Here is a 12,121-nt window from a genome sequence, read left to right as displayed (position 1 = left end):
CACCCGTCACTACACCCGCAAAGGGGTGGGTCTGCATGCGCACGCCCAGAACCATCGCGCTTCTCGCCTGTACCGTCTCACTCGCGGCCGCCGCCACCGCCTGCTCCGGCGCCACCGCCCCCCGGACCGCGGGCGGCGGCGCCGGCTACCGGATCACTCCGACCTCGCCACCCGCGCAGGGCACGCTGGACTCCTTCACCTGGTCCCTGTACGCCGAGCCCTACACGCTCGACTACGCCCTCGCGTACGACTACCCGCCGAACACCGTGCTCGCCAACGTGTGCGAGCAGCTCCTGCGGGTCACACCCGACCTGCGGGTCGAACCCGGTCTCGCCCTCAAGTACACCCGGCCCGACCCGCGCACACTGGTCTACACCCTCCGTTCCGGGGTGAAATTCCACGACGGGACGACCATGACCGCGGACGACGTGGTCGCCTCCCTCAAGCGCCACACGAACCCGGCCGTCGGCTCGCCCTGGGGCTCCGTCTTCAAGAACGTCGACACCATCGAGAAGACCGGCCCACTGGAGGTGACGATCCGCCTCAACAAGCCCGACATCCTGCTCAACGAGCTGATGGCCGCCTCCCCCGGCACCATCGAGAGCGCCGCCTTCCTCGCCAAGGCCGGGAAGGATTACGGCACCCCCAAGGGCAAGGTCAACTGCACCGGCCCGTACGCCCTCGACAGCTGGGACCAGGGCGACAGCATCACGCTCAGGAAGAACGCGGCCTACTGGGACCGGTCGCTCGCCGCCAAGTCCGCGTCCGTGAAGTTCACCTTCATCGAGGACGCGGCGGCCCGCGCCAACGCCTTCCTGTCCGGCACGGCCGACGGCGGCTACATGGTGCCCTCCTCCTCGCTCGCGCAGCTGCGCACCAGCGGCAAGGGAACGGTCCTCTTCGGCCCCAACACCGCCGCGGCGAACCTCGCCGTCCTCGACTTCCACGGCCCGCTCGGCGACCTCAAGGTCCGCGAGGCCCTCTCCATGGCCCTCGACCGGAAGAACATCGTCAAGGCCGCTGCAGGCGGCGTCGGCGTCCCCGCCAAGGCCCCCGCCGCTCGCGGCGCATGGGCGCTGGCCCCGGAGAAGACCGCCGCGCTCTACGACACCCTTCCCGAGCCGGTGTACGACGTCGCGGCGGCCAAGAAGCTCGTCCAGGAGGCCGGTGCGACCGGCCGCAGGATCACCTTGGTCACCAGCTCGCTGGCGCCCGAGATCAGCGTCGTCGCCAACGCGGTCCAGGCCGCCGGGCGACAGATCGGCCTCGACGTCCGGCTCAAGGCCGTTGCCCCGGAGGCGTACAGCAGCATCTTCGTCGACCCGGGCGCGCGCGCCGGCCTCGACCTGGTCATCACCAACGGATACGACAACACGCCCGACCCGCTGGAGTTCTACCAGTACCTGCGCACCGGCGACTTCGGCAACTACGGCAAGTGGTCGAACGCCGAGTACGACGCCGCCTTCGACCGGGCCAACGCGGAGCCCGACCCCGCCGCGCGCGCGGAGCGGACCGCCGACCTCCAGCGGATCGCGCTGCGCGAACTGCCGATCATCCCCGTGTACGAGGCGCCCTACTCGGTCTTCCTCGGCAAGCGGGCGACCGGCGCTCCGACCGGGATCGCCCAGCTGTACTACCCGTGGGCCGCGACGATCGGGGCCGCGAAGCGATGACCCGCTACCTCGTCGGACGGCTCCTCGGCCTGGTGACGGTGCTGTTCGTGACTTCTCTCGTGGTCTTCGGCACCGTCCACCTGGCCCCCGGCGACCCTGTGTCGTTCCTGCTCCACGGCCGCCCCGCGACCCCCGAGGCCGTGGCGGCCCTGCGCACCCAGTACCACCTGGACGACCCGCTGCCCGTGCAGTACGCGAAGTGGCTCGGCGGTGTCCTGCACGGCGACTTCGGCCGCTCCGCCCAGTTCCACCAGGACGTCGCCGACCTCATCGGCTCGCGGCTGCCCGGCACCGCCCTGCTCGTCGGCTACGCGGCTCTTCTCGTCTCCCTCCTCGGCGTGGCGGCCGGCATCCTCGCCGCGCTGCGCCCCGGGCCGCTGGACCGCGCGGTGCTCCTCGGCACCGGTGTGGCCACGGCGACACCCTCCTTCGTCACGGCCATCGCGCTCGTGTCGCTCTTCTCCGTGCAACTGGGTTGGTTCCCGGGGCCGGGCGGCACCCCCTCGGGCCTCTCGGACCGCCTGTACCACCTGACACTGCCGGCCTTCGCCCTGGCACTGACCTTCGCGGGTCTGCTCGCCCGGGTGACCCGCTCGGCGATGCTCGACGAACTCGGCCGCGAACACGTCGAGGTGGCGCGCGCCCGCGGTGTCGCACGGCGAACCGTGGTCCGCCGGCACGTGCTGCGCAACGGGCTCGGCCCGGTCGTCACCGTCGGCGGCACGATGCTCGCCGGACTCCTCATGAGCACCTCGATCGTCGAGACCGCCTTCGACGTGCCCGGCCTCGGCTCCCTGCTCGTGCAGTCGGTGACCGCCAAGGACTTCGCCGTCGTCCAGGCGATCACACTGCTCAGCGTGGCGGCCTTCGTCCTCGTGAACCTCGCCGTCGACCTGCTTGTCCCCCTCATCGACCCCCGGCTGTCCCTCCACGGGGAAGGCTCCTCATGACCATCACCACACCCTCCGCGGCCGGCGCGACCGCCGTACTGCGCCGCCGGCCCGGCCTGCGCGGCCTGCGCGTCCTCGGCCGGAGCCCGCTGTTCACCGCCTCGGTCGCGGTGCTCGCCGTGCTCGTCCTGGTCGCCGTCCTCGCCCCGGTCCTCGCCCCGTACGACCCCGAGGCCGTCGACCTCTCGGCCAGCCTGGCCGGGACGACCGGCGAACACCTGCTCGGCACCGACCAGTCGGGGCGGGACATCCTGTCCCGGCTGCTCCACGGTGCCCGGACCGGCCTGCTCGGGCCGCTGCTCGTCATCGGGGTCTCCACCCTCCTCGGCACCCTGCTCGGCGTGGTGGCGGCATGGCGAGGCGGCTGGGCGGACACGGTCCTGTCCCGCTCGATGGACATGGCCTTCGCGATCCCGGGGCTCCTGCTCGCGATCCTGCTCGTGGCCGTCGTCGGCCCCGGCATGACCGCGCCCGTCATCGCCATGGCGGTGGCCTACACCCCGTACGTGGGGCGCCTGGTGCGCGGGATCGCGCGCCAGGAGAAGGCCCGCCCGTACATCGAGTCCTACCGGGTGCAGGGCTGGTCGGGCTGGACCGTCTGCCTGCGTCATCTGCTGCCGAACATCGCGCCGACGGTCTTCGCCCAGTCCGCGATGAACTTCGGGTACGCGCTGATGGACCTGGCGGCCCTGTCCTTCCTCGGCTTCGGTGTGCAGCCGCCGACCGCCGACTGGGGCGCCATGATCAACGAAGGCCAGTCGGCCATCCAGCAGGGGGCGATGCTGCCGGCCCTCGCACCCTCCGCGTGCATCGTGCTCGCCGTGGTGGCGTTCGGCATCGTCGGCGAGGGACTCGCCGACCGGATCGCGAGGCGGGAGCAGTGAGCGACATGACCGAGAAGAACACGCCGGTGCACGGCACCGCGACCACCGGTGACCTGCCGGTCCTGGACATCGACGGGCTCGGGGTCCGCCTGGCGGACGGTCAGGCGGCCCGGCCGATCCTGGACGGGATCAGCCTCCGGGTGCTGCCCGGGGAGACGGTGGGCCTCGTCGGCGAGTCCGGCTCCGGCAAGTCGGTGGCCTGCCGCAGCGTCCTCGGACTGCTGCCCGCAGGCGCGCGCGCCGACGGACAGGTCCGGGTCGCCGGCCGGGACGTGCTCACCATGAACCGTACGGAACTGGCCACGCTGCGGGCCCGGCAGGTCGCGATGGTCTTCCAGGACCCGCGAGCCTCCGTCAACCCCCTGCGCCGAGTCGGCGACTTCCTCACCGAGGGACTACGCGCGGTGGGAACCCCCGCCGCGGCGGCCACCGCCCGGGCCGAGGAACTCCTCGACGCGGTCGGCATCCGCGATCCGCGCGGCGCGCTGCGCCGCCATCCGCACCAGTTCTCCGGCGGCATGCTCCAGCGGGTGGTCATCGCCGCGGCTCTCGCCGCCGAACCCGCCCTCCTGGTCGCCGACGAGCCGACCACCGCTCTGGACGTCACGACCCAGGCGGAGATCATCGCGATCCTCACCCGGCTGCGGGCCGAGCGCGGCACGGGACTGCTCTTCGTCACCCACGACCTCGAACTGGCCTCCGCCATCTGCGACCGCGTGTACGTGATGTACGCGGGCCGGATCGTCGAGACCCGGGGCACGGACGAGCTCTTCGACCGGCCCCGTCACCCGTACACGGCGGGGCTGCTCGCCTGCACCCCGCGCATCGGACCGGACGCACCTGCGCCCCGGCCGATCCCGGGCCGCCCCGTCTCCCTCGCCGAGACGCCACCCGGGTGCGCCTTCGCCGCACGCTGCGCCCATGCGCTGCCTCGCTGCTCCGAGGAGACACCCGCACTTGCGCGCTACGGCGACGGTCTCGCCGCATGCCACCGCGCCGACGAAGGGATCACACTGTGACCGCCACGATGAAGGGACTCGTGGTCGAGGGGCTGTGCAAGCGGTACGGGAACCACACGGCCGTCGACGGCGTGTCGTTCACCCTTGGACCGGGAGCCTCCCTCGCCCTCGTCGGGGAGTCCGGGAGCGGCAAGACCACGACGGTCCGCATGCTCGTCGGCCTGGAGCGTCCGGACGTCGGCACCGTCCATCTGGACGGCCGGGACCGTTCGGCACGGGCTCGGAACCGGGCCGAACGGCTGGCCCGGGCCCGGGAGATCCAGATGGTCTTCCAGGATCCGTACCTGTCGCTGGACCCGCGAGTGGCGGTGGCCGACTGCGTGGACGAGGTACTCCGGCTCCACACCAAGCTGGACGCCGCCGCCCGGAGGTCCCGGGTCGCCGAACTCCTGGAGCAGGTCGGCCTCGGCGCGCGTGAGGCCACGGCGCTGCCGCGACGCCTCTCCGGCGGGCAGCGCCAGCGCGTGGCCATCGCACGTGCTCTCGCGGTCGAGCCCCGGGTCCTCGTCCTCGACGAGGCGGTCGCGGCACTCGACGTGTCCATCCAGGCCCAGATCCTCGACCTTCTCACCACAATCCGGCGCGAGGTGGGAATCGGCTACCTCTTCGTCACCCACGACCTCGCCGTGGTCCGGCACATCGCGGACGAGGTACTGGTACTCAAGTCGGGAAGGGTCATGGAGTCCGGCCCCACCGCCCAAGTGCTGGACGCGCCGGAACACCCCTACACGCGTCTGCTCCTCGACTCCGTGCCCCGACGCGGCTGGGACCCGGGCCGCGCGGTGTCGGGGAACCGAGCGCTCGACTGACCGACCCTGGACGATGGGGTGTACTTACGGCTGTGCGGGTGGGGTGAGCTTTGCCGACCTGGTGTCTGCCCGCATCCGCCGGCCGGCACCGGCGCGCGGCGGTTACTCAGCGTACTGCGGTACAGCACCGGACGACCCGGCCTCACCTGTCACCGTGCCCTCTGGGACAGAGCAGCGCACACTCTTACCTTGGTCACGCCGGAAGCCGCAAACAACTTCATCGCCGGGCGCCGAGACCTTTCGTACCAGGTGCATGCCAGATATCACGCACAGCACTCACTGGCTGTCCCCTATCCGCTCGGATCAAAGGGTTTCACGCAGTGCGTCCGGCCCGGAACCAACGACATACATGGAGCGTGGCGGCCTGCGTCTCGCGATCAGAAGACGCAGCGCGGGCGCGGCCGCAGGGCGTACCCGCGTCATCCCGTCCGCAACCGCTGCACCCGGCCACAGCCAGGCACAGCGGTTGAGATGTCAGACCCGCGGGGTCTTCGCACCGGGTGCGTGTGCTGCCGGTTCGACCCTCTGCGCCCGGAGTTCCCTGACCTCGGCCCGAAGGTCGGTGAGTTGCCGGTGAAGTGCCTGAATCGCCACGATCGCGACGCCGTTGGCATCGGTGCAGCAGATCGTCTTGTCGTCGGCCCCCAGACCGAGGTGGGCCCGCCAATCCTGTGCCATCGGCCCCAGGTGGCGCACTTCGTCGTCCTCCCACCGGTACCGCCATGTGCTCACCGGCAGACGGACCACTCGGGCAAGGACGTCGAACCCGTTCACTCCGTCACCCGCCTCGGTGACAGTTTCCCCGGAGGCTGTGGACGTCATTCCGGCAGGATTGGGTGTGTCGGGGTGCAGGCGCGCCCGGTAGGCCCGAATGCCGGCGGTCCGGGCGCGGTGGAGGCGTTCGGTCAGCGATCCCATCGCACCGGGCTCACGTCGGTCTTTACGGCCCGGTCGGAGAACAGCAGACTGCCCAGCGGGACGAACTGAGCGGAGACCCCGGGGTCGTCGTCGACCGGGGCGGCGCTCTGCTCCACCGCCCGCACCTGCGCGGGCTCGGCCTCGGCCGCCGAGGCTGCGCCCAGGCACACCGACACGGCGGCGATCGCAGCGGAGGACACTGCGGCAAGTCGGGTAGCTGCGGTAAGAGACATGAAGCACGCTCCGGATTGGTCAGAGATCAGATCAATCAGGCAACGACACCGCCCCCCATTCGGTCACGAGCAGCACGACCGGACGTTGACCGGACCCAGCGGTCCGAATCAGAGCGCTTCGCGAAGAGCCCGAGCAGGGAAGTTGTTCGCAGTCGTTCCGGGGCGGTGAACAACGGCTGCGTACACGGTCCGCCCACCCGCCCGGATGCATAGGGCACGTGCGCGCCGGGGCCGGATGATGTGCGGCCGGGTGCCGTTGATGACGTAGATCGAAGCTGGGTGCGTCGACGTGATGATCGCGGCCATACCCTGGCTGCTGCCCTGCAACCCGCTGGTTGCGAGGCCGGCGCTCGGTGAAGCCTGACCTCCCGCGCCACATCGGCCGCAGAAGCCGTACCTACGTACCGGCGAACACGGGCGAGCCCGTGGCACCACAGCGGCACGGGTGCGGCAGGTGCCCTGATTCTCGGAGGTGAAGGCCTCCTGGGGATCGGGGCGCCTGCCGTGTTCGTACGTTGCGCGGGGCGCGGGCGGACCGGTCCGCCGGCCGGTTGCGCAGCCGGTTTCTCAGTGGTGTCCGAGCCGGTTTCTCAGCCGGTACACGTCACCTTCAGCGCGGATATCGCGTGGTGCTCGTAGTTGTTGTCCTCGCCCCGGTCGTGCAGTTGCACGGAGAGCTTCTTGGCGTCGACGGAGAAGGTGCCCGGCACGTTGTACCAGGTGCCGCGACGCTCCTTCTGGCGGACGTAGTAGGAGCCGACCAGGTTGCTGGTCCTGGGCAGGAACCGGTCGTACACGGTGTAGTAGCTCGGGTTGCCACCGACCCGCACGATGTCGGAACTCCCGGGCACATGAACGGAGATGCTGCACTTCCTGGCGGTGGCGGGCAGGTCGAACAGCCAGGTCGCCGATCCGCCCGAGTCCTTGGAGGAACTGCCGGACATGGGCATGGAAAGGTACTTCCCCGCGCAGCCGTAGCCGCCGAAGCCTCCGCTGTGGGTGGCCCAGCCCTCCTTGCCGTCGCTGTAGTAACCCGACTTCTGGAAGCGCTGGGTGGGGCACTCCGGTCCGGACACGCCGCTGTACACCACGGCGGGTGCCGACTTGGGCGCCGAACCGGCCGAGGGGGCCTTGGCGGGAGTGTCCGAGCCCGTGCCGGCGGGGGCCTTGTCGCCGGAACCGCTCTTCTCCGTCTTGTCGGCCGCACCCGTGGTGCTGCCCTTGGCGCCCTTGGTCTCCGCCTCGGCCGACCCGTCCGCGGGCTTCCGCCCGTCCCCCGTGTCCGCGCGTACGTCACCGACAGGGCCCTTGTCACCCCGGGCCGGGGTGACACCCGACTTGTCGCCACCGGCGGCCCGCTTGCCCTCGGGGCTGTCGGGGTCGGTGCCCGGTACGTAACCACCGGCCCGGCCGTCCCCCTTCCATGCCGCCGCCGCTTCGCGGCTCTCGGGCTTGGCCTCGTCCTTCTGGGCGCCCGCCACGACGAACGGGGTCGCAAGGAGAAGCGCACCGGCGAAGGCGGCCGCGACCACCATCGGGCGCGACACCCGGCCGGGGCGCTCCGGGGCACCGCCCTCCCCCGCCGCAGCACCGCCGGGAGGGCCGGACGAAACCGCGGCGGAGACGGCGGCCGTGGCGGTGGCCCGACCGGCCTCGACGGCCGCCTCGGTGGAACCGGCCGTCGAGGCAGCGACAGCCGGCTCCGTCGCGGTCGAAGCGGTCTCCGTGGAAGCTGTCTCCTTGGATGCGGACGGCCCACCCGCAGGCGTCGATTCCGCGGCGGCCGTGGCGGACGACGACGTGCTCGCCTCGGCCGTCTTCCCGGCGGTGCTCTCCGCGACACCCGCCGAGGCCGCGGAGGCAGTGCCCGCAGCAATGGTGGCGGTGGTGGCCACCACCGCGGTCTTTCCGGCCGTCGGTGCCGCCTCTTCCTGGGCAACCGCCGAGTCCTCACCGCCCGGTTGTCCCTCGGGCTCGGACGTGGTCCTGCCGATGGAGACCCCGGCCGCGTGCACCACCGCCGGGGTCTGGGCCGCAGGTTCCCCGGCCTCCTGCGGGCCGGACTTCGACGAGGTCGGTGTCCGCGCGCCGCCGCCGTCCTTGCCGCCGGTGACCGAAGTGTCCCCGCCCTCCGTCACCGTGTGGGACGAAGGCGCGGACGGGGCGCCTATGCTCCCCGGAACCGCGCCCTCCGAACTGTCCGGAACCGTTCCGCCCGAGGCCCCGCCCCGGCCGTTGCCGGACTCGCTCTCCTCACTGGACCGCTCTCGCTTCAAAGGTCGCCCCTCTTTCCCTGCCATTGATCCTCTTCATCCTCTTCGATTGCTGCTGGGAGGGCTCGGTTCCCCGCCCCTGCCAGGGAATGTGACTTCACGTCACGTCTGCTCGTAACTCTGGTTCTCGCTCTCGGCCGTCAGCCAGTCCATGGCGTCGTGGAAGTGCCTTCCCTGGCCCTGGAACCGGGCGAACTCGCCGCGTACGAGGTTCATCACCCCGAACTCCTCACGTAGGTGGACATTGAGCACCTGGAGCAGGGGGAACGGCCCCGAGGACGCCGGGCCCGACAACTTCATGGCCTCCGGGGTGTCGAGCATTTCGATATTGTCGGTGACCTTCGGGTGGCTCTCCCGCCACGATCCACGCACCGCGGCGCTGTGTGACGGGGTCCGCGAGCAGACCCAGCACGCCCGTGACGCCGTTGGAGTCGTTCGACGGTCCGGCGTGGCCGACCTCGGTGTCGGGCGCGTACCAGAGACGTCCGGGTATGGCACGTGCCGCGTCCGTCGCCACGCTCCCGCCGTCGCCACTGCGGATCTTCGCCGTCTCGCACGCGACCAGTACGACGGGAGCCGGGGGCTGCGCCGGGTCCCTGAGCGTCTCCATGAAACGCGCGAACCGGGCACCGTCGACGACCAGCGGCTTTTCGCCCACCACATGGAGTTCGATGCCGTTCTCGGTGCCGTGCGCGTCGAAGAACAGCGGCCTGACCGGCTCCTTCGCATCCCGCGCCGGTGCGGCCTGCCAGGGGAGCTCGCCGGCCGGGGAGTCCGTGTCGCTGTCGGTGTCGAGTACGACACCCCCTTCCTCCGTGGCCCGGTAATGCGCGAACAGGACCTCGTCCGAGCGGTACGCGGCGTAGAAGGCCTCCCGGGGCACCCAGTCCTGCGGGGTGTGTGACGCGTAGCCCAGCGTCCGGCCGTCGGTGTCACGAATCACCTGGAGGCCTTCGTAGACCTGTCCGAAGGAGACCTGACGTCCGTCCGTGGAGTTGGGGTGGGGCCCCCGAGCCCGTGGTACATCCGCATGACCTCGGGCGAGAACGGCTTCCCGTACACCAGCCCGGTGAAGACCTCCGCTACGAACTCGCGGGGGTTGCCGGCGGCGTAGGCGCTCACCCCAAGGGCGAGAGCCTGATGGGGTACGGCGTCGCCGTCCTGCCCGCTGCGGCCGGCGAGCTGTGTGAAGGCCAGATCGTGGTACTGGGCACGGGCGTTGGCGTAGTGCAGGAAGTGGCCCAGCTCATGCACCATCGTGCCGACGCCGGAGGGATCGAGCTCGGTCGAGAGGTAGCGGTACCGCTTGTCGGCGAGCTTGTTGGTCAACGGATTGCCGACGACGTCGGGCGAGGCGATCACCGCGTTGGGTGCGAGGTACTCGGCGCGCTGGAGCCGGCCCCCGCTCCGCTCGGCGATCAGGTCGTTGTGGACCTCCAGAAACCGGCCGTACTTGGGCAGGTGCAGCTCGACGTCGGGAACGTGGAAGCCGGCCTCCTGCACTGTGATTACGGCCTTGCGGAAGTTGTCGATCCGAGCGTCGCGGAGGCTGTCCGTGGGGTCCCCGTGGACGGTGACCTGCGTGCCGTGGACGTCCTCGACCACCGGCGTCAGGTTCCCGAGGTGGGAGCCGGTGTCGAGTGCCTCGGCCTGGTTGGCACGGTCGAGATAGGAGTTGAGTTCCGGGTAGAGCGTGGAGCGGGTCAGGTCGTTGCGGGCGCCGTCCATCAACTCCCGTACACGAACGGCGGACACACCCGCGTCGACGGTCACCCCACCAGCCGCCGCCTGATCCCGCTTGGCCGCCAGCTGCTGGCGCGAGAGCTCATCGGCAGCATCGAGCGCATCGTCCGACAAAGCGCCGTGGTGGGTGCGGTCGCCAGTGAAGATGTCGTGCGTGGTGTTGTTCGCCGGATCGACCCGATCCGGCAACCGTCGGCCCGCGAAGTCGCTCACATCAGGATGGATACGGGCGTACCGGTCGAGAAGCTGTGCCTGGTGCGCCCGCTCGGCGATGCGCTGGTGCAGATCGTCCTGCTCGGACCGGACGTGTGCGGTGAGGCGGTCGACCGCCCCGGTACGGTCGCTGGGGCCGTTCTTGCCTGACTTCCACGCTTCCACGGTATCGAGGATGGCCTCCAACTGACGCTGGTTGGCGTCATGGGCACCAGGCAGCTTCCGGCCGCCGTTCGCCCACTCGTGGACAGCCGTATCGATGCGTCGCAGAGCGTTGGAGCGCCGCGCCCGCGGCAGCGTCGACAGAGCCCGCCAACTGTCGATGATCTCGCTGTCCCCGACCCCGCGGCTATCGGTCGGGAGCGCGCCCGACGTTGAGCCGCCCCCCGTGGGCGGGCGACCGGAGGGCGATGGCCGGCCGTCGCCGCCGACCGCCGCCAGGTCGTCGGACATCGCCTGCTCCGCACTTTTCTGCGGCGCGGAGTTGAGGGTTTCGAAGATCATGTCCGAGAAGGTGGCGGTGTGCGGCACCGTTTCCCCCCGCGGGGCGGGGACGAAGGCCGGGCCGGTTTCGAGTGGCTCTCCCGCCACGATCCACGCACCGCGGCGCTGTGTGACGGGGTCCGCGAGCAGACCCAGCACGCCCGTGACGCCGTTGGAGTCGTTCGACGGTCCGGCGTGGCCGACCTCGGTGTCGGGCGCGTACCAGAGACGTCCGGGTATGGCACGTGCCGCGTCCGTCGCCACGCTCCCGCCGTCGCCACTGCGGATCTTCGCCGTCTCGCACGTGACCAGTACGACGGGAGCCGGGGGCTGCGCCGGGTCCCTGAGCGTCTCCATGAAACGCGCGAACCGGGCACCGTCGACGACCAGCGGCTTTTCGCCCACCACATGGAGTTCGATGCCGTTCTCGGTGCCGTGCGCGTCGAAGAACAGCGGCCTGACCGGCTCCTTCGCATCCCGCGCCGGTGCGGCCTGCCAGGGGAGCTCGCCGGCCGGGGAGTCCGTGTCGCTGTCGGTGTCGAGTACGACACCCCCTTCCTCCGTGGCCCGGTAATGCGCGAACAGGACCTCGTCGGCGCGGTACTTCGTGTAGAAGTCGTTGCGTGGAGCCCAGTCCCGGTCGCTGTGCGAGGCGTATCCGATGACCTCGCCGGTGGCGTCCCGGATCGTCCGGAGGCTCTGGCGTGCCTGCTCGAAGGAGACCTTCCGGCCGTCGTTGCCGACGAGTTCGTCCTTCGGTGTCCCGCTGTCTTGTTCAAGCCGTTGCGGTGCGGGGTCGAGGCCGCTCAGCAGTGTTCCGTTGTTCGGTAGCAGTGCTGTGCTCGAACCGGACCTGCCGCTGCCCCACCGTATTGAGCCCTTGACTGTCCTGATGGTGTCGCCGAGGCGCTTGGCCAGTGTTT

General features: G+C 70.8%; 10 protein-coding genes. 5 read left to right on the top strand and 5 right to left on the bottom strand.

Going from position 1 to position 12,121, the window contains the following annotated elements; translation table 11 throughout:
- Window positions 1-35: 35 nt before the first annotated feature.
- The 5 genes from ACFVYE_RS31170 to ACFVYE_RS31150 are packed head-to-tail and all read left to right on the top strand — an operon-like array spanning window position 36 to window position 5,335.
- A complete protein-coding gene (locus ACFVYE_RS31170; protein ID WP_383962354.1) occupies window positions 36-1,673 on the top strand; it encodes an ABC transporter substrate-binding protein in 1,638 nt (545 codons plus the stop codon).
- Entirely contained in the window at window positions 1,670-2,623 is a 954-nt protein-coding gene (locus ACFVYE_RS31165; RefSeq protein ID WP_383962478.1) for an ABC transporter permease, read from the top strand. The genes ACFVYE_RS31170 and ACFVYE_RS31165 overlap by 4 nt, the downstream gene beginning before the upstream one ends.
- Entirely contained in the window at window positions 2,620-3,507 is an 888-nt protein-coding gene (locus ACFVYE_RS31160; protein WP_389607787.1) for an ABC transporter permease, read from the top strand. The genes ACFVYE_RS31165 and ACFVYE_RS31160 overlap by 4 nt, the downstream gene beginning before the upstream one ends.
- A gap of 5 nt (window positions 3,508-3,512) precedes the next feature.
- Entirely contained in the window at window positions 3,513-4,526 is a 1,014-nt protein-coding gene (locus ACFVYE_RS31155) for an ABC transporter ATP-binding protein (protein ID WP_383962349.1), read from the top strand.
- Entirely contained in the window at window positions 4,493-5,335 is an 843-nt protein-coding gene (locus tag ACFVYE_RS31150) for an ABC transporter ATP-binding protein (RefSeq protein WP_383962346.1), read from the top strand. Before ACFVYE_RS31155 ends, ACFVYE_RS31150 begins: the two co-directional genes overlap by 34 nt.
- Before the next feature lie 474 nt (window positions 5,336-5,809).
- On the opposite strand, the gene ACFVYE_RS31145 is transcribed toward ACFVYE_RS31150, so the two are convergent.
- From ACFVYE_RS31145 to ACFVYE_RS31125, 5 genes are all read right to left on the bottom strand, one after another.
- Complete coding sequence (locus ACFVYE_RS31145) at window positions 5,810-6,157, bottom strand: tail fiber domain-containing protein (protein WP_383962343.1); 348 nt, start codon at window positions 6,155-6,157, stop codon at window positions 5,810-5,812.
- 83 nt (window positions 6,158-6,240) lie between these two features.
- Entirely contained in the window at window positions 6,241-6,486 is a 246-nt protein-coding gene (locus tag ACFVYE_RS31140; protein WP_383962340.1) for a hypothetical protein, read from the bottom strand.
- Window positions 6,487-7,076: 590 nt separating this feature from the next.
- Window positions 7,077-8,762 (bottom strand): hypothetical protein, encoded by a 1,686-nt coding sequence (locus ACFVYE_RS31135; RefSeq protein ID WP_389607786.1) that lies wholly within the window; start codon window positions 8,760-8,762, stop codon window positions 7,077-7,079.
- Window positions 8,763-8,988: 226 nt separating this feature from the next.
- Window positions 8,989-9,702: a hypothetical protein gene (locus tag ACFVYE_RS31130; RefSeq protein ID WP_389607785.1), complete on the bottom strand. Its 714-nt coding sequence runs from the start codon at window positions 9,700-9,702 to the stop codon at window positions 8,989-8,991.
- Window positions 9,699-12,121: hypothetical protein (locus ACFVYE_RS31125; RefSeq protein ID WP_389607784.1), on the bottom strand; the 2,423-nt coding region annotated here is incomplete at its 5' end. The genes ACFVYE_RS31130 and ACFVYE_RS31125, both read right to left, overlap by 4 nt.

Origin of the sequence: Streptomyces sp. NPDC058239 (assembly GCF_042882185.1) — a bacterium.
In the GTDB taxonomy this organism is placed as follows: Bacteria; Actinomycetota; Actinomycetes; order Streptomycetales; family Streptomycetaceae; genus Streptomyces.
Note: the sequence above shows the minus strand (reverse complement) of the source record. Positions and strands in the feature narration are given on the sequence as shown.

Excerpts from the sequence above, each read along its gene's own strand:
- ACFVYE_RS31170 (WP_383962354.1), top strand. The coding sequence starts at position 36 with ATGCGCACGCCCAGAACCATCGCGCTTCTCGCCTGTACCGTCTCACTC.
- ACFVYE_RS31160 (WP_389607787.1), top strand. The coding sequence starts at position 2,620 with ATGACCATCACCACACCCTCCGCGGCCGGCGCGACCGCCGTACTGCGC.
- ACFVYE_RS31145 (WP_383962343.1), bottom strand. The coding sequence starts at position 6,157 with ATGACGTCCACAGCCTCCGGGGAAACTGTCACCGAGGCGGGTGACGGA.
- ACFVYE_RS31165 (WP_383962478.1), top strand. The coding sequence starts at position 1,670 with ATGACCCGCTACCTCGTCGGACGGCTCCTCGGCCTGGTGACGGTGCTG.
- ACFVYE_RS31140 (WP_383962340.1), bottom strand. The coding sequence starts at position 6,486 with ATGTCTCTTACCGCAGCTACCCGACTTGCCGCAGTGTCCTCCGCTGCG.
- ACFVYE_RS31150 (WP_383962346.1), top strand. The coding sequence starts at position 4,493 with ATGCCACCGCGCCGACGAAGGGATCACACTGTGACCGCCACGATGAAG.
- ACFVYE_RS31155 (WP_383962349.1), top strand. The coding sequence starts at position 3,513 with ATGACCGAGAAGAACACGCCGGTGCACGGCACCGCGACCACCGGTGAC.